The organism is Kribbella deserti (genome assembly GCF_042434725.1).
Lineage (GTDB): Bacteria > Actinomycetota > Actinomycetes > Propionibacteriales > Kribbellaceae > Kribbella > Kribbella deserti.
Genome location: NZ_JBHLTC010000001.1, coordinates 59,781 through 75,537, shown reverse-complemented (window position 1 = coordinate 75,537; position 15,757 = coordinate 59,781). Strand labels below are relative to the sequence as shown.

The 15,757-nt window shown below is 67.1% G+C and carries 18 protein-coding genes and 1 pseudogene; 9 read left to right on the top strand and 10 right to left on the bottom strand.

All coding sequences use genetic code 11. The features are described 5' to 3' along the window. Positions 1–26: 26 nt before the first annotated feature. On the top strand, positions 27–920 hold the full coding sequence (locus ACFFGN_RS00355; RefSeq protein WP_380043173.1) for an alpha/beta fold hydrolase: 894 nt from the start codon (positions 27–29) through the stop codon (positions 918–920). On the opposite strand, the gene ACFFGN_RS00350 is transcribed toward ACFFGN_RS00355, so the two are convergent. Beyond that, positions 917–1,417: a hypothetical protein gene (locus ACFFGN_RS00350; RefSeq protein WP_380043172.1), complete on the bottom strand. Its 501-nt coding sequence runs from the start codon at positions 1,415–1,417 to the stop codon at positions 917–919. The two genes, ACFFGN_RS00355 and ACFFGN_RS00350, sit on opposite strands and share 4 nt — an antisense overlap. Positions 1,418–1,539: 122 nt before the next feature. Between ACFFGN_RS00350 and ACFFGN_RS00345 the strand changes: the two genes are divergently transcribed. Next, a complete protein-coding gene (locus tag ACFFGN_RS00345; protein ID WP_380043171.1) occupies positions 1,540–2,673 on the top strand; it encodes a N(5)-(carboxyethyl)ornithine synthase in 1,134 nt (377 codons plus the stop codon). 678 nt (positions 2,674–3,351) lie between these two features. Here ACFFGN_RS00345 and ACFFGN_RS00340 read toward each other — a convergent pair. The 5 genes from ACFFGN_RS00340 to ACFFGN_RS00320 all read right to left on the bottom strand — a co-directional run bounded on the left by ACFFGN_RS00340 (position 3,352) and on the right by ACFFGN_RS00320 (position 7,104). Then, positions 3,352–4,266 (bottom strand): aminoglycoside phosphotransferase family protein, encoded by a 915-nt coding sequence (locus ACFFGN_RS00340; protein WP_380043170.1) that lies wholly within the window; start codon positions 4,264–4,266, stop codon positions 3,352–3,354. A 41-nt stretch (positions 4,267–4,307) separates the two neighbouring features. After that, entirely contained in the window at positions 4,308–5,366 is a 1,059-nt protein-coding gene (locus ACFFGN_RS00335; protein ID WP_380043169.1) for an alpha/beta hydrolase family protein, read from the bottom strand. 116 nt (positions 5,367–5,482) lie between these two features. Next, the gene (locus tag ACFFGN_RS00330) at positions 5,483–5,692 is read right to left on the bottom strand and encodes a pyridoxamine 5'-phosphate oxidase family protein (protein ID WP_380043168.1); all 210 of its coding nucleotides are present in this window, start codon (positions 5,690–5,692) and stop codon (positions 5,483–5,485) included. Positions 5,693–5,694: 2 nt separating this feature from the next. Then, a complete protein-coding gene (locus ACFFGN_RS00325) occupies positions 5,695–6,297 on the bottom strand; it encodes an HhH-GPD-type base excision DNA repair protein (protein WP_380043167.1) in 603 nt (200 codons plus the stop codon). 54 nt (positions 6,298–6,351) lie between these two features. Next, complete coding sequence (locus ACFFGN_RS00320; RefSeq protein WP_380043166.1) at positions 6,352–7,104, bottom strand: GAF and ANTAR domain-containing protein; 753 nt, start codon at positions 7,102–7,104, stop codon at positions 6,352–6,354. A 301-nt stretch (positions 7,105–7,405) separates the two neighbouring features. Between ACFFGN_RS00320 and ACFFGN_RS00315 the strand changes: the two genes are divergently transcribed. After that, positions 7,406–7,801 (top strand): RidA family protein, encoded by a 396-nt coding sequence (locus tag ACFFGN_RS00315; RefSeq protein ID WP_380043165.1) that lies wholly within the window; start codon positions 7,406–7,408, stop codon positions 7,799–7,801. A gap of 6 nt (positions 7,802–7,807) precedes the next feature. On the opposite strand, the gene ACFFGN_RS00310 is transcribed toward ACFFGN_RS00315, so the two are convergent. Further along, a complete protein-coding gene (locus tag ACFFGN_RS00310) occupies positions 7,808–8,197 on the bottom strand; it encodes a nuclear transport factor 2 family protein (protein WP_380043164.1) in 390 nt (129 codons plus the stop codon). Between the two features lie 94 nt (positions 8,198–8,291). On the opposite strand from ACFFGN_RS00310, the gene ACFFGN_RS00305 reads away from it, so the two are divergent. Next, on the top strand, positions 8,292–8,675 hold the full coding sequence (locus ACFFGN_RS00305; RefSeq protein ID WP_380043163.1) for a winged helix-turn-helix transcriptional regulator: 384 nt from the start codon (positions 8,292–8,294) through the stop codon (positions 8,673–8,675). Here the strand turns inward: ACFFGN_RS00305 and ACFFGN_RS00300 are convergent. Continuing rightward, entirely contained in the window at positions 8,672–9,166 is a 495-nt protein-coding gene (locus tag ACFFGN_RS00300; protein WP_380043162.1) for a hypothetical protein, read from the bottom strand. The two genes, ACFFGN_RS00305 and ACFFGN_RS00300, sit on opposite strands and share 4 nt — an antisense overlap. Before the next feature lie 38 nt (positions 9,167–9,204). Next, positions 9,205–10,242 carry a LacI family DNA-binding transcriptional regulator gene (locus tag ACFFGN_RS00295; RefSeq protein ID WP_380043161.1) on the bottom strand — a complete coding sequence of 346 codons (1,038 nt, stop codon included), beginning with the start codon at positions 10,240–10,242 and terminating at the stop codon, positions 9,205–9,207. 135 nt (positions 10,243–10,377) lie between these two features. Here ACFFGN_RS00295 and ACFFGN_RS00290 point away from each other — a divergent pair, with 135 nt between their 5' ends. The 5 genes from ACFFGN_RS00290 to ACFFGN_RS00270 all read left to right on the top strand — a co-directional run bounded on the left by ACFFGN_RS00290 (position 10,378) and on the right by ACFFGN_RS00270 (position 14,824). Continuing rightward, positions 10,378–11,322 (top strand): carbohydrate ABC transporter permease, encoded by a 945-nt coding sequence (locus tag ACFFGN_RS00290; RefSeq protein WP_380043160.1) that lies wholly within the window; start codon positions 10,378–10,380, stop codon positions 11,320–11,322. Beyond that, positions 11,303–12,247, top strand: coding sequence for a carbohydrate ABC transporter permease (locus ACFFGN_RS00285; RefSeq protein WP_380043159.1), 945 nt, complete (start codon positions 11,303–11,305; stop codon positions 12,245–12,247). Before ACFFGN_RS00290 ends, ACFFGN_RS00285 begins: the two co-directional genes overlap by 20 nt. A 28-nt stretch (positions 12,248–12,275) precedes the next feature. Further along, on the top strand, positions 12,276–13,580 hold the full coding sequence (locus ACFFGN_RS00280) for an ABC transporter substrate-binding protein (protein WP_380043158.1): 1,305 nt from the start codon (positions 12,276–12,278) through the stop codon (positions 13,578–13,580). A 235-nt stretch (positions 13,581–13,815) separates the two neighbouring features. Beyond that, entirely contained in the window at positions 13,816–13,977 is a 162-nt protein-coding gene (locus ACFFGN_RS00275) for a hypothetical protein (RefSeq protein ID WP_380043157.1), read from the top strand. 88 nt (positions 13,978–14,065) lie between these two features. Continuing rightward, positions 14,066–14,824, top strand: coding sequence for a GntR family transcriptional regulator (locus tag ACFFGN_RS00270; protein WP_380043156.1), 759 nt, complete (start codon positions 14,066–14,068; stop codon positions 14,822–14,824). 140 nt (positions 14,825–14,964) lie between these two features. Here the strand turns inward: ACFFGN_RS00270 and ACFFGN_RS00265 are convergent. After that, positions 14,965–15,720: pseudogene (locus tag ACFFGN_RS00265) on the bottom strand (TerC family protein); the annotation flags it as partial. Between the last annotated feature and the right edge of the window lie 37 nt (positions 15,721–15,757).

The following is a 15,757-nucleotide window of genomic DNA, read 5'->3' as shown; positions in this document are numbered from 1 at the left end:
GCTGTACCACGGCCAAGGAGCCCGCGATGACCGGTTTCGATCTACCCGCTATGGATGGCGTACAGCATCACTTCATCGAGTTGCCCGGGCTGCGCATGCACGTGGCCGAGGCAGGCGCGGGCGAGACCGTGCTCTTGCTGCATGGATTCCCCCAGCACTGGTGGGAGTGGCGCGAGGTGATTCCGGAGCTGGCCGGGCACTACCGCGTGATCTGCCCCGACCTTCGCGGCTTCGGCTGGACCGGCGCACCGCCGACGGGATACACCAGCGACCAGTTCGTCTCTGATGTCGTCGCACTGCTCGACGTACTCGACGTTGATCGGGTGCACGTGATCGGGCACGACTGGGGCAGCCTGGTCGCGTTCCAGCTCTGTCTGAGCAAGCCCGAACGCGTTCGAACCCACCTGTGTCTGAGTGTGCCGCCGCCGTACATCTCGTTCGACCCGGCGCTGGTGAAGGTGATGTGGCGACTGTGGTTCGACTTCGTGCTGCCGGTACCGCTGCTCGGTCCCTGGGCCCTGCGGCGGACCAGCCTGGCCCGCTTCCTGCTGACCAATTCCGCGACCGGTGGCCGGAGCGGGTGGATGCCGGAGGATGTGGAGCTGTTCGCCGGGCAGTTCCGTGATCCCGCCCGGGCTCACGCCGGTTCCGCGCTGTACCGGTCGTTCATCCTGCCGACGTCGATGCGCATGATGCGCGGTACGCCCGACACCCGGCTGACCACGCGCACCCGCGTCCTGCTCGGCGCGGACGATCCGATCGTGCGCGCCGAGTTCATCCACGGCCACGAGCCACACGTCGACGACCTCACCATCGAGCACGTCGCCGATGCCGGCCACTTCCTCGTCGACGACCAACCCAAGGCCGTCGTCGAACACGCCCTCGACTTGTTCCGCCATCCGCCGGCAAGCCCGGCCTAACGGCGGTTACGCGGGCGAGGGCGTCGGCGCCATCGGTTCCAGCGGGCCCACCAGATGGCGGCGCCTACGGGAGCGCAGGCGACGCCGATGAAGTGCAGGGCATTCCAATGGCCGGATTTCGGATCGCGCACTCGCGTCGGTTTGCGTGGATCCACCAGCAACTCGATCACGTCGCCAACGGCTGGACGCGATTCGATCGGCTCGACCGAGACAGGCACGCCGCGATGCGGGGAGAGCAGTTCGGCTTCGACCGCCGGCTCAGCGTCGTCGTAAAAGGTGCGAACCACTTGGGCCTGGACGATTTGGGCTCGCTGATTGAGCGCCCAGTCGTCGTACAGGTAGCCGGCGGCAACGCCTGAGAACAAGGCCAGACACCCCAGCGTGATCACCAGGTCCAGCGTGGACCATTGCCCGACGCCGAGGCTGAGCACCCACCGCTCGAACAGCGGCCCGTCGGCGTCGCCCGGCACTCTGCGCCGGTGCCGCCCACTGTCCATGGTCGATGATCACATCGATGAGGACCGCCGGGAAAACCTGATCCCCAGGCTGGATTGGGGGTGGTGTGCTAGACAGGGGGTAACTTAAGGGGCCCCTTGTGGACCAGCTCACCCTCGGAGTCATGGCGCGTTCTCGCAAAGAGAACGAACACCGGCTTCCGATTCACCCGATGCATTTCGACCGGATCGAGGCCGATCTCAGGTCCCGCATCTTCCTGGAGCAAGGCTACGGCGAGCGCTTCGGCCTCTCCGACGCTCACCTGGCCGAGTCCGTCGGCGGTATTCGCAGCCGCGAGCAACTGATCGCCCAGTGCGATGTCGTGCTGCTGCCGAAACCGCAGACCGAGGACCTCGCCGAACTGCGCGACGGCCAGGTGCTGTGGGGCTGGCCGCACTGCGTGCAGGACGACAAGCTCACGCAGCAGGCGATCGATCGCAAGCTGACGTTGATCGCGTTCGAGGCGATGAACCACTGGGCCGCCGACGGCCGGTTCAACCTGCACGTGTTCCACAAGAACAACGAGCTGGCCGGCTACTGCAGCGTGCTGCACGCGCTGGAGACGATCGGCTCGACCGGGGTGTACGGGCGCCGCCTGCGCGCGGTGGTGATCGGCTTCGGCGCGACCGCCCGTGGCGCGGTGACCGCCTTGACCGCGCATGGCATTCACGACGTCGACGTACTGACCGCACGGGGTGTCACAGCCGTCAGCTCGCCGATCCACTCGGCCCGGATGGTGCAGTTCGATCACGACGACGAGAGCGACGACGTGCTGGACCCGCGCCGCAGCCACGCGCTGACCGACGAGGGCCGGGTGCCGCTGGCCGGGTTCCTCGCCGAGCACGACATCATCGTGAACTGCGTCCTGCAGGATCCGGACGCGCCGCTGACGTTCCTGGTCGACGAAGACCTCGATCTGCTCGCGCCGGGCACGCTCATCGTGGACGTCTCCTGCGACGAGGCGATGGGTTTCAGCTGGGCCCGGCCGACTTCGTTCAACGAGCCGAGCTTCACCGTCGGGAACAACGTCACGTACTACGGCGTCGACCACACCCCGTCGTACCTGTGGAACTCCGCCACCTGGGAGATCAGCGAGGCCCTGCTCGGCTACCTGCCGACGGTTCTCGCGGGCAGTGCCGCCTGGGAGGCCGACGAGACGATCCGCCGGGCCATCGAGATCCAGGACGGCCAGATCCGCAACCCGGGCATCCTGAGCTTCCAGCACCGCTCAGCCACCTACCCCCACCAGGTCGCCTAGCCGCCTGGGCTGAACGGCACCGGGGTTCCCTGGGTGAATTGCACGATGGTACGACCCGCGAGGGGGTTCGCCAGCTCGACTGTCGCCGTTCGCCGGGCGGCCACGGCCGGGCAAAGACCCTCGGGCGGCCACGGCCGGGCAAAGACCCTCGGGCGGGTCTCGGTCCTCTGTCACGAGGACGACGACGCCCTCGGGTGACTCGACGGCCTGGGCCGTGTAGTCCGCTCCGCACGGCTCGCTACCTGCGCCTGGCCAACCGTCGAATTCGACCGTTACGGTCCGGCCGTCGGCTCCTACCCGCGCGAGATAAAGGTAGAGCTGCGGGTTGGACCGGCCCGGGTCGGACGCCAAGGGCGTGACAGTCGGTGGCGGAATCGCCGAGCGCACCAACTCGGCCTCGGTGTTCCGAAGACTGAATCGCCACGCTGGCACTGTCACCGGCCCATGGACGCTCTGAACCGTCATAGTCGTCCGCCGCGCTCCAGTCACCTCTAGCGGCTCACAGGTCGGGCAGCTGCGTACGGGCCCGTTTATCTGCTCGTACGTCGCAGTCGCCGCCAGAACCATCGTGGGCCGTACGTCGCCGTTCGCCCACACAAGCCGGTCGATTCGTCCATGCACCCCTCCAGCCGGAACCCGTCAACTGCTACCAGTCCTTCACCGGCCGGAAAGGTTGTCTCACACCCCGAGCGCGTCCGCGACGAGCAGCTGATGCGGGTCCAACGCCGTTTCCTCGTCCTCGATGTCCCACAACGCGTTCTGCAGCAGCCGGGCCTGGGTCCAACCGAGGGCGCGTGCGCGGTCGATACCTGTCACGTCGAGCAGGAGGTCGAACCGGCGCCGGATCGCGCTCGCCGGATCTCCCGTGGCGAACAAGTCGTCGCGGCGATTCGTCAGTGCCGGAAGCAGCTCGAACGCCGGATCACCCGCGAGTGGCTTGGGATCGATCACCACCCAAGGTTCACGATCGACCGAGGCCAGCACGTTGTCGTAGTGCAGGTCCCAGTGCAGCAACCGATCCCCCGGTTCGGCGACCAGCTCCGCGACAGCGTCAGCCCATCGCCGTACGCGCGCGCCGTCAGTCGGATCATCCAGCTCACCCGCGACGTCCGGGGCCACCTCGACCATCTCGCCGGCGATATCTCCGAGGCGGCGCATGCCCGGCGGAGCCTGCAGTTGGGTCAGCTCGCGAACCAGTCCCGCCAGGATGGTCGTCGCCGTCGGCTCGTCGGGAAGCGCCGACAGCGGGCGGGAGGCGTCCAGCCGTTCGAGCAGGATGGTGCCGGTCGCGGCGTCGTCAGCCAGCACGCGCACGACCGGCAGGTCCTGCCACAGGCGGAGCGCGACCGCCTCGTCAGCGGTCTCGTCGGTAACCGGCTGGAGCTTCAGCATCGCGTGCGTACCGTCGTCGCGAGTGACGGGCAGTACGAGCGACGCTCCCCCGTGCATGGCGGGCCCGGTGACGCGGAGGACCCAGCGCTCGAGATACGTCGTCACGAGGTCCGGCAACGAGTCGAGCCACGGGCGGGCGTCCTCGTCGTCGCTGTGGACCTCGATCAGCGCTGGCGGCACCACGATCCGCTGCAAGTTCACACTCCCCGTCGACGAGCTTCACAGTCTGCCTGGCACGCGGTTCAACGGCGGAGGTGGCGATCGAAGAAGGCCAGCACCAGCCTCCGGATCAGCGGTACGGACCGGCAGGGCTCCACCGGACCGACGAGGGCCGACCGAGCCGCCGGGCTCATCAGGCCCGCCGCTTGCAACTGCGGGGCCATCGAGGCGTAGTCGGTGAAGATCCAGTGGTTCGCGTTCACCACCTCGGTACGGCGAACAGGCCCGCCGTGGCCGAGCACCGCCGCCCACGAACGGTCGAACCGCGCGTCGCGGAAGCCGTCCGTACCGACCAGCAGCAGGGGCCGATCGGTACCTTTCCGGGCGATCGGGAACAGCTCGCCCGTGAGGTGATCCAGATAGCCCTCCAGATTGACCGCCGCGTCGATCCGGCGATCGGCGTACATCGCCTGCGCGGCCGTGCCACCTCCGGCCGAGTGGCCGTACATCCCGATCCGGCGCAGATCGAGCGCCCGGTCCAACCCCGGCGGCGCGGAGGCAAGCCGTCCGGCAGCGAGGTCCTCCAGCCGGTCGAGCACGAACCGGATGTCGGCGAACCGCGTGGTCATCATCGTGTACGCCATCGCCGGGTCCGTCCGCGGATCACCCGGTACGTCGTATGGGCGAACCCGGCCGCCGGGGAACTCGACCGCGCTGGTCTCCCCCGGGTGGTCGATCGTCACCACCACATAGCCGCGACTGGCCAGATCCTCCGCGAGCGTGGTTCCGACGGCTCGCGGGTCGGCACCACCCGGGCTGTAGAGCAGCACCGGCCGTCGTACCGGCTGCGCGGGTGCGTCGGCGTACGAGTGGGTCCGGGTCGCCGCCCAGTCGACATTTGCCACCGGCAACGAATGCAGGGCCACGTCGATACGCTCGAACCACTCGACCGTGCCCGGGCTCAGCTGCGGCGCGAGCGGACGGTCGCGAACGTGCCGCGCTGGGTAGTACATCGACGTCATCAGTTCACGCGGCAGCTCCGGCCGCCAAGGATCGCGGCGGCCGGAATCGACCAAGTGCAAGGCGGTCACACCGACCCGATGCGGCCCGGTCGGCGCCGCGAGGCTTCGCAATCTCCACATACCGCCACCGTTGCAGCAGCACCGCGCGCCAGTCAGCACTTCCCGCAAAACCTCAACCCGGCAAGGCGAAACCTCCACCCCGGGTGGATTCCATCCTCCACCTGAGGCTGGTTGACTCAGGTGGAGGCGGGGCCGGTGAGGCGGGTCGGGGTGATGCGGATGACCGTGCGCACGGTCATCGCCGGGAGCGCCGCGTACTCCTCGCCGGCGCCTGGGCCGTCGTACAGCTCGGCCAAGGCGACCGCGACGGCGCGCCCCTCGTCCTCGGTGACCACGCCCGTGCCGCGGATTTCGACGTACTGGTCGGGGTCGTTCTTGTCGATCACGGTCAGGCTGACCCGTGGCTCGCGCCGGACGTTGCTGTCCTTGCGGCGGCCTTGACCGACTTCTTGAAGGCCCGCACCTCGGCCAGCGTCTCCGGACTCGTCACGTCGGCGATCGAGCGACGCGAACCCTCCTCGGCGTACGCCCCGGCGGCCTCGCGCCAGCCGTCCGGCTGCACCTTGAGCTGCTTGCCCAACAGGGCCACGAAGATCCGCGCCTTCTGGTCGCCGTAACCCGGCAGCGCCTTCAGCCGGCGGAGCAACTCCTGGCCGTCCGGCTTGCCCTGCTTCCAGATCTTGTCGGTCTTGCCGCCGTAGTTGTCCAGTACGTGATGCGCGAGCGCGTGCACCCGGCGGGCCATCGAGCCGCCGTAACGGTGGATCGCCGGCGGCTGCACGCACAGCTCGACGAACTCCTCGAGATCGGTCTCGGCGATCTTGGTGATGCTGAAGCCGTCCATCCGGTCGGCGATCTTGCGCGGGCCGGCGAACGCGTGCTCCATCGGGAACTGCTGGTCCAGCAGCAGCCCGGTCAGCAGCGCGAACGGGTCCTCGGACAGCAACTTGTCGGCCTCGGCGTCGCCGGTCAGTCGGAGTTTCTTCGGCATGCCAAAAGGCTACCGTCCGCGGCGTACGACCTGCCCGGCGATGCCGTCGTACGGTCAGACCGGGAGTTTGCGGGTGTCGATCACGTGCTGGGCGACGTCGCGCAACTTGGTGTTGGTGTCCTGCGAGTACCGCTTGAGGATCGCGAACGCCCGGTCGCCGTCGACGTCGAACTTGACCATCAGAATGCCCATCGCCTGGCCGACCAGTTTGCGGGCGTCGATCGCCTCCGCCATGGACCGCTCATACCGGGCGGAGGCCACGGCGATCGCCGCGTGCCGCGCCAGAATGTGCGCGACGGCCTCGTCATCACGGTCGAAGGCGCGCGGCTTGGTGCTGTAAAGACTGAGCACGCCGACAAGTTGCTCGGCCGCGCGCATCGGCACATGTAGCACCGTGCCGATACCGATCGTCTCGACCTTGGCGCGCCACTCGGGCCAGCGAGTCTCCGCGCTGACGTCGGGGATGTGCAGGAGGGATCGCTCGGATAAGGCCGTCAGCAGCGGGCCCTCACCGTTGTCGATCTGCAACTGGTAGATCGTCTCGACGATCGAATCGGTGACCGCGCCGACCTGCGCCCGCTGGCCTCGCACCGCCAGCGCGATACCCGCATAGCTGCAGCTGACCGCCTGCAGCGCGAACTCCAGCACCGCGTCGACCGTCTCCTCAACGGTCGGGGCATCGTGCAACTCCATCGCGAGCTGCGCGAACGCGTCCGCCGCGAACGGTGCGGCGGGATTGAAGTCGGCCATTCCGGTCTCCAGACATGCGTCAGCCTCAAGGGCACCCACGCCGCTGGAGTGATCCATGGCTCCATCATGCCTCGTTGTTAGCCCCTCCGTTAGTCCTCATCAGCCCCGCAAGACACTCGACGCCACGCCGCAACGAACGCCTCAGCACCCGCGCACGCTCCGGCTCAGCCCGGGTGGCCCACAGCTCGCCGGTCAGCAGATGCATAAGTTCGACCCGTCGGCGGCCGGTAGACCCGGCGGATGGACCAAGGTCTCCCCCGCGCGTGCCGGCCATTTCGCCCCGGCGTTGCCGATATGCGTTGGCCAGATATCGCCGGGCCGGAGAGGATGAGGCCGAATCGTCCAGGAAGGAACCAGCGTGTCCCAGCTTTCCCACCCCACGCCCGCGGGTGTCGCCCGTGCCAACGGCTACAGCCACGTCGCGACCGGCCCCGGGCGCTGGGTCGCCATCGCCGGGCAGGTCGCGCTCGACGAATCCGGTGAACTCGTCGGCCCGGGCGACGCCGGCGCCCAGGCCCGGCAGGTCTTCGCCAATCTCGACGCCTGTCTGCAGGCCGCGGGCGCCACCTTCGCGGACGTGGTCAAACTCGGCATCTACGTGACCGATATCGCCGCCCTGCCCGCGATCCGGGTCGCTCGCGACGCCTACGTCGACACGGCCAACCCGCCCGCCAGCACCGCCGTACAGGTCGTCGCGCTGTTCAAGCCCGAGGTCCTCGTGGAGATCGAGGCCTACGCGATCGTGGCCGACTGATCCCGTTCAGCCCCAGAAGGCGTTCTCGGCGTCCTGGTCCTCGGTGAACAGCCAGGCCTCGACAATCTTGCCGTCGGCGATCCGCAGCAGGTCGATGCCGTCGCCGTTCAGGGTGGCGCCGTCGCGCTGGCCGGTGAAGCGCACCGACGCCGCGACCAGGTCGCCGTTCGCCATCAGGGGCGCGCGGACCGACAGCGCGAAGGTGCCCTGGCTGACGCCCATCATCGCGCCGATCATCGCGTTCACCGCGTCGGCGCCCTGGTGCGTACCCGAGAACTGGTTGGCGCCCGGCTGGTGCCAGACCAGGTCATCGGCGAAAAACCCCGCCACTTTGGCGTAATCCTTGGCCGCCAGCGCATCGAAGTACTCGGTTGCCACTGCCACCGCGTTGTTCATGGTCTCTCCTCCAGTTGGTCCGTTTGCCCTTACTGGATCTAATAGTTACCGTTGGTTACCAATTACCTCAACGTAACCAATGGGATGGCAGCCGATGAATCTTCGCTACGCGCCACCAGCGGGCCGGAGCTGGAACGTGCTCGTGGCCGAATGCCCCTCCCGGACCTCTCTCGCCCGGATCGCGAACAAGTGGACCGCGATGGTCATCACGGTGCTGGAGAACGGCCCGATGCGCTTCGGCGACATCCGCTCCGCGCTCGAGGGCATCAGCGCCAAGGTCCTGACCGATACGCTGCGCGATCTCGAGCGCGACGGCATGCTCACGCGCGAGGTGTACGGCGAAATCCCGCCGCGCGTCGAGTACGAGCTGACCCCGCTCGGCCGAACCCTGATCGAACCCCTCGCCGTCCTCTGCCGCTGGGCCGAACAACACATCCCCGAAGTTCTAGCCGCCCGAGACGCCTACGACGACCGCTAACCGCCGCAGGACACCTTTTTGAACTTCTCGAGCGGCTCCGGCACCAGCACGTTCTGGCCGTTCTGAGACTTCGATCCGAGTACTAGTCCAGGCTTGAGCTTCGTCAGCGCTTCCACGGTGAAGGTGAGGGCGCCGAGGGACCAGGACTGGCCCTCATCCCAGGCGCCGATCGTGTACATCACTCCCGGCTTGAGTGGCTGCCACGGGTTACTCGCCTTCCAAGTGGGCGTACCCGTCTCCAAGTTCAGCTCGTGCGAACCGTCGTCCAGCTCGTCGACGGTCCACTCGCCGTGTTTTACCCGCTCGCGACCGCTGTGCTCGGACAAGGACACGTACTCGATCTCACCGCGGCACTTCTCCATTACCGCCATCAGCTGTCCGACCTCGTTCCGGCTGAGCGTGATCCCGCCACACACCTGCGGCGAACAGCCCGTCAGGAGCCCGGCCACCAGCACCAGGCCCAGCCCCACGCCGTACCGCCTCATCCTCATCGGCCCACTTTAGGCGCCGATACGGCGCAAGAGCCTCTCTACGCAGTTGGGGGTGGGCGTTCGCCGCTGCCGCGGGGGATGAGGGTGCAGGGCAGGACGATGCGCTGGGGTGGTTTGGCGGAGCCGTCGGCCCGTTCGAGCAGTAACCGGGCCGCGGTCCGGCCGAGTTCGCCGATGTCGGAGGCCACAACGGTGACGGGTGTCGGCAACATGTCGGCCAGCCGGAAGTCGTCGAAGCCGACCACCGCCGCCTGGGAGTTCGTCTCGCCAAGGGCCCTGAGCACGCCCTCGGTGAGGAAGTTCGTCGAGGCGAAGATCGCCGTGGGCGGATCCGGCCGGTGCATCAACTCCCGGGTGGCCTTCTCCGCGGCATCACGCGAACCCTCCGGCAGGCTGATCACCAGGCTCTCGTCCACGGGCAGATCGGCCAGCCGGTAGGCCCGGCGGTAACCGCGCAGCCGCCGTCCGACCGTGTAGTACGACGGCGCGAGCAGGATCGCGACCCGGCGATGCCCCTGGTTCAGCAGGTGCTCCGTCGCGATCCGGCCGCCGCCCTCGTTGTCGACCATCACCACGTCGGCCTCGATACCGTGTGCCGGCCGGTCCACGAACACGACCGGTACGCCGGCCCCCGCGGGCCCGGCCAGGAACGTGTGATCACCCTGGTCCGGCACGATCATCAGGCCCGCCACCCGCCGGCCGATCAGCTCCTGAATGGCCCGCCGCTCCCCCTCGGGATCCTCGTCCACACTGCCGAGTACGACGGCATAGCCGGCCTGGCCCGCCACCTCCAGCGCGGCCTTCGCGATGGTGGCGTAGAACGGGTTGGTCAGGTCGCCGAGCACCAGCGCGAGACTCGTCGAGGTCTTGCCCGGCCGCAGCGCGCGAGCCACCTCGTTGCGCTGGAACCCGAGTTCCTCGATCGCGGCGCGAACGCGGCTGGCCGTCTGTTCACGGACACCGGAGCCACCGTTGACGACGCGCGACACGGTGCCGAGGCCGACGCCCGCGCGTTTGGCCACGTCGACCATCGTCGGGCGGGCCGTCTCAGGCCGTCTTGGAAACGTTTCGGACACAGGGTTGACTTCCTTCTCACGACACGGCATCGTCACAAAACAGTAAGCCGTTGGAAACGTTACCGTCCAGGGAGTGGGCATGACTTCGATCCAGCACATCACCTCCGGTCCCCCGGGTCCTGGCAGGACACGCCGGTGCGGGTGAGCGCGCCGGTCCGCCCGGGCCGAGGCCGCCAGCACGCCCGAGGCGCCGGATCGGATACCAAGGCAGCGTACGTCTTCATCGGCCCCGCGGTGATCGGCTTCACCGTCTTCGTGGTGTACCCGCTGATCCGCTCTCTCTATCTGGCCCTGACGAAGTACAACGGCCTCAGCGATCCGGTCTTTGTCGGGCTCGACAACTTCCGGCGGCTCTTCACCGTGGATCCGGCGTTCTGGCCCGCGATGCGCGCGACCAGCTATCTCGTTTTGCTGTACGTACCGCTGTCACTGGCCCTCGGTTTGGCCCTCGCGGTCTTCTGCAATCAGAAGTTCCGGGGCGTACGGATCGTGCGCACGATGGCGTACCTGCCCGTCGTACTGCCTGCCGTCGCCACCATCACGCTGTGGAAGTTCATCCTGAACCCGCAGGTCGGGTTGATGAACACCATCCTGGAGAAGCTGCATCTGCCGACCAGTCAGTGGCTGGCCAGCCCGACGATGGCGATGCCGTCGATCGTGCTGGTGATGCTGTGGGGCGTCGGCGGCACGATGATCATCTTTCTGGCCGCGTTGCAGGCAGTGCCGACCGAGCTGTACGAGGCGGCGAAGGTGGACGGCGCCGGGCCGCATTCGGTGTTCTGGCGGATCACCATGCCGATGATCAGCCCGATCATGTTGCTGCAGGTGATTCTGCAGACCACGGCCGCGCTGCAGACGTTCAACCAGCCGAAGATCCTCACCAACGGTGGACCCGGCTTCAGTACCAACGTGCTGATGCTGTCGATCTACAACAACGGCTTTTCCAACCTCGGCCGGATCCCCCAGCTCGGCTACGCCTCCGCTCAGGTCTGGGTGCTGTTCATCGTCATCATCGCCGTGATCGCTCTGACCGCGAAGTTCTCCTCTCTTTGGACCTACAGTGACAACTCTGCTGACTGACGTGGACAGCGCCGGTGATCCCGCCGAAGGCGGTCGCGGCAACGCGGACGTGACCGCGAGGGCCGTTCCGCCGGGCAAGGACCGCAGCAAGCCGGTCCGCACCGCCTCCTGGTACGCGATGGCGCTGTTCATCTGCGCGGTCATGGTGGTCCCGCTGCTGTGGATGATCACCATCGGCCTGAAGAGCCGCTCGGCCGTGTTCGAGGTGCCGCCGAGGTTGTTCCCGACCGAGTTCCACTGGGAGAACTTCATCAAGGGCCCGGAGGCGATCCAGTTCCCGCGATTGCTGCTGAACTCCTCGATCATCACCGCGCTGAGCGTGCTCGGCGGCGTGATGACCGCGATGATGGCGGGCTACGCGCTGGCCCGGTTGCGGTTTCCCGGCCGCAAGCTGTGGTTCTACCTGTTCGTCGGCAGCATGTTGCTGCCCGGCGTGGTCGGCCTGATCCCGTTGTTCCAGCTGTACAAGAGCATCGGCTGGTACGACACCTGGCTGCCGTTGATCGTGCCTGCCTTTTTCGGCGGCAATCCACTGTTCATCTTCCTGGCCCGGCAGTATTTCCTCGCGATTCCGTACTCCATCGACGAGGCGGCCAAGATCGACGGCGCCGGCCACTTCCGCATCTTCACCCAGGTGATGCTGCCGCTGACCAAACCCGCGTGGATCACGATGTCGATCCTGGCCTTTCAGGCCTCGTGGAACGACTTTCTCAATCCGCTGGTCTACCTGTACTCGTCGGAGAAATGGCCGCTCTCGGTCGGCATGGCGTCGTTCATCTCGCCGTTCGCGGGACAAACGCCCGACTGGAGCTACTACATGGCCACCAACCTGCTCTACATGCTGCCGCCACTGATCCTCTTCTTCGCCGCGCAGCGCTATTTCATCCAGGGCCTCGGCTCGCTCGGCAGCACCACCCAGAAGTGATTCCACCCCAGTTCTTAGGAGGACGGCCGTGAGGCGTTCAAGAGTTATCGGTACGGCGGCGCTGGCCTGTGCCGGGTTGCTGACGGCAACGGCCTGCGGCGGGTCGGACGACGGCGGCGGCGCCGACGGCCCGGTCACCGTCACGATCATGACCTGGGAGTCGCCGGAGACCAACGCCGCCATCGACAAGGCACTGAAGGGCTTCAGCGACCCCAACATCACCGTCAAGCGCCTCGACACCGCCGGCGGTGGGTACGGCGACAAGCTCGCGTCGCTGACCCAGGCGAAAAAGCTGCCGGACATCTTCTGGTGTGGCAACGACACCGAACAGCAGTACACCTCGCAGGGCCTGCTGGTCGACTGGTCCAAGCGCGTCACCGAGGGCGAAGGCGAGTTCAAGGCGGCCAGCTTCGTACCGTCGGCCTTCGAGAACTGGAAGACCGCCGACGGCCAGATGGGCGGTTTGCCCGCACTGCTCAACACCTACGGCGTCTGGTACAACGCGGACGCCTTCGCGGCCGCGGGCATCCCGGTACCCAAGGCCGGCTGGACCTGGGACGAGATGTACGCCGCCGCGGGCAAGCTGGCCGGCAAGAACGGCGCGAAGTTCGGCCTGGTCGCGGACAACCTGACGGCCGGGGACGGGCCCTTCACAATGGGTCTGTACTCGCTGTCGGCCGGTGGCGCCGCCTTCACCGACAACGTGAACCACCCGACGAAGGCCGAGGCGGACGAGAAGTACGTCGAGGGGGTGACCAAGCTCGCCGCCGCGATCAAGTCGGGCGCGGTCGCACCGCCCGGGTACGACGTGTCGAACGCGCCCGCGCTGTTCTCGTCCGGCAAGGTGCCGATGATGTTCGGTGGTCAGTGGCTCGCGGCCGGGTTCCAGACGGACAAGCCCAAGATCAAGTACGGATTCGCGCCGTTCCCGCAGGTGGACACCCCGGCCACCTTGTCCGACTCGATCGGCTACTGCACACCGTCGTACACCGCGAACGAGGACGCGACGTACAAGGTGATCGAATACTTGAGCACGAAGGTGTGGAGCGCCGTCCTGCCCGCCGCCCCGGTGGCGCCGCCGGCGTACGTGCCGTCGCAGGCCAGCTACTTCGATGCGCTCACCAAGGCGGGCCAGCAGACCGTGACCGACACCGTGAAAGCCGGGTTGGCGACCGAGAAGACGACGGGCGTCCGGTTCACCACCCAGTGGGCCTCGCAGGTGGTCGACCTCACCACGGCGTACTGGCAGCCGATCCTGAACGGCAAGAAGCCGATCAGTGAGCTGCAGACCTACGTCACGAAGGTCAACGAGCTGATCAAGTCCGCCGGCTGATCTGCCAAGAAGGGGCGCATCCGGTCACCGGATGCGCCCCTTCTTGCATGTCCGGACGGCTTTTGGGAACTGGGGTGAGGTGGTTCACGGCCCTGCAACGCCACCGGCGCAGGGCTGTAACGGGGATCACGTGAGATGGCGGCATAACCGCCTCACACTGCTGGTTGAATGTATACAGAAGCCAGTATTTCGGAGCCTTCAGGGTTCCGAAATCCCGAGAGAGGAAAGTTAGGCCATGATTTTCACCCGTAGGTTCGGCGCTCTCGCCGCTCGTCCGCAGTTCGAGGACGCGCCGGAGCTGATCGAAGCCGACCTTCAGCGCGAGCTCGAGCAGGACCTCGAGCTGCTGCGCGAGAACACCGAGAACGCGCAGGCCAGGAACGAGTCCGCGGCCTGAGCACTTGGTAGACTGTCTACACAAACCAACCTGCCGGAGTGACCGGCTGGCTGGCGATCAGGTGCCAGGCTGACCATGAGAGGGCCAGATGACGACAACGAGTGTGGGCACGGGAACCGGCGTCGACGGTGCCACCGGGGTCCGGCATCTCAAGCGGCCGACGCCGCTGCGGGAGTCGGTCTACGAGGCCCTCACCGAGATGATCATCGACGGCACGCTCGAGCGTGGCAAGCACCTGGTCGAGGTCGAACTGGCCGGCATGCTGGGCGTGTCCCGGCAGCCGGTCCGGGAGGCCCTGCAGCGCCTGAGCAACGAAGGCTGGGTCGATCTGCGGCCGGGATTCGGCGCCCAGGTGCACGTACCGGCCGAGGACGAGGTGGACCAGTTGCTGGCCGCCCGGGCCGCGCTGGAGTCCGAATCAGCGCGGCTGGCGGCCCGGCACGCGAGCAAGGACGCGGTCGCCCGGCTGCGCGAGCTGTGCAAGGAGGGCGCCGCCTTCCTGGAGGCCGGTGACATCGACGCCACCGTGCGCACGAACGCGGAACTGCACCGCAGCATCACCGAGATGTCCGGTAACAAGTTCCTGGTGGACTTCGCCGCCCAGGTCGACCGCCGCGTCCGCTGGTACTACACCCCGGTGGCCCCCTTCCGCGGTCAAGCCTCCTGGCGCGAGCACACCCGCCTGGTCAAGGCCATCGCCGACGGCGACGAGGACAAGGCCGCCGAGATCATGCGCCAGCACACCGAACACACCCGCAAGGCCTACCACGACCTGCAAGCCGAATCCGCCACCCCGGCCGCGGACCCCGCCCCCAAGAAGGCAACCCGCCCCCGCCGTACCACCTAACCCCGGCAGCACCTTGGCATTGCGACGAGTGGACGCGTTCTGCACCCCATCCCAGGCAGGGAACCACCGTCATCCGGCGGCCCCACCCGGCGATGCAAGGAATGCAAAACGCGTCCACCCGTCGCTAGTACTGAAGCGGCTTAAGGCGAGTCGACCGGTTCCGGGGTGATTTCCGTCCTCATGCCGGGCTTGGGGTGCCGGGTGTCATGGCGGGTTTTGAGCAGGCTGGCTACGGCGGTGAGGATCAGGGTGCCGAGGATTACGCTCAAGGAGACGACGATCGGGATCTCCGGGGCCCAGGCGACGCCGCCGTGGTGGAGGGCCTCGAGGATGAGCTTGACGCCGATGAAGCCGAGTACGAAGGCCAGGCCGTACGACAGGTAGACCAGGCGATCCAGCAATCCGCCGATCAGGAAGAACAACTGGCGCAGGCCCATCAGCGCGAAGGCGTTCGCGGTGAAGACGATGTACGGCTCCTGGGTCAGGCCGAAGATGGCCGGGATGGAGTCGAGCGCGAACAGCAGGTCCGTCGTACCGATCGCCACCATCACGATCACCATCGACGACGCCGGCAGGACGCGTTGTACCGCCTTCAGGACGGCGTTCTCCTTGAACTCGTCCTCTTCCTTGGTGGTGGCGAGCTTCCACGCGGTGAAGATCAGGAACGCGCCGAAGATGTAGAACACCCAGTCGAACCGCGAGATCGCCTCGGCGCCGATCGCGATGAAGATGCCGCGCATCACCAGCGCCAGCGCGACACCGAACAGCAGCACCTTCTGCTGCAGCCTTCGCGGTACGGCGAACCGGGCCATGATGATGATGAAAACGAACAGGTTGTCCACCGACAGCGAGTACTCGGTCAGCCAGCCGAAACGTCCATGAACGGTCTCTCCAGCAGGTCGAGAACAAAAATGGCAGGCAGTAGCCGCAGTG

Coding starts and splice junctions, on each gene's coding strand:
- ACFFGN_RS00355 (WP_380043173.1), top strand. CDS start 27: ATGACCGGTTTCGATCTACCCGCTATGGATGGCGTACAGCATCACTTC.
- ACFFGN_RS00350 (WP_380043172.1), bottom strand. CDS start 1,417: ATGGACAGTGGGCGGCACCGGCGCAGAGTGCCGGGCGACGCCGACGGG.
- ACFFGN_RS00345 (WP_380043171.1), top strand. CDS start 1,540: ATGGCGCGTTCTCGCAAAGAGAACGAACACCGGCTTCCGATTCACCCG.
- ACFFGN_RS00335 (WP_380043169.1), bottom strand. CDS start 5,366: ATGTGGAGATTGCGAAGCCTCGCGGCGCCGACCGGGCCGCATCGGGTC.
- ACFFGN_RS00325 (WP_380043167.1), bottom strand. CDS start 6,297: ATGCCGAAGAAACTCCGACTGACCGGCGACGCCGAGGCCGACAAGTTG.
- ACFFGN_RS00320 (WP_380043166.1), bottom strand. CDS start 7,104: ATGGATCACTCCAGCGGCGTGGGTGCCCTTGAGGCTGACGCATGTCTG.
- ACFFGN_RS00310 (WP_380043164.1), bottom strand. CDS start 8,197: ATGAACAACGCGGTGGCAGTGGCAACCGAGTACTTCGATGCGCTGGCG.
- ACFFGN_RS00305 (WP_380043163.1), top strand. CDS start 8,292: ATGAATCTTCGCTACGCGCCACCAGCGGGCCGGAGCTGGAACGTGCTC.
- ACFFGN_RS00300 (WP_380043162.1), bottom strand. CDS start 9,166: ATGAGGATGAGGCGGTACGGCGTGGGGCTGGGCCTGGTGCTGGTGGCC.
- ACFFGN_RS00275 (WP_380043157.1), top strand. CDS start 13,816: ATGATTTTCACCCGTAGGTTCGGCGCTCTCGCCGCTCGTCCGCAGTTC.
- ACFFGN_RS00270 (WP_380043156.1), top strand. CDS start 14,066: ATGACGACAACGAGTGTGGGCACGGGAACCGGCGTCGACGGTGCCACC.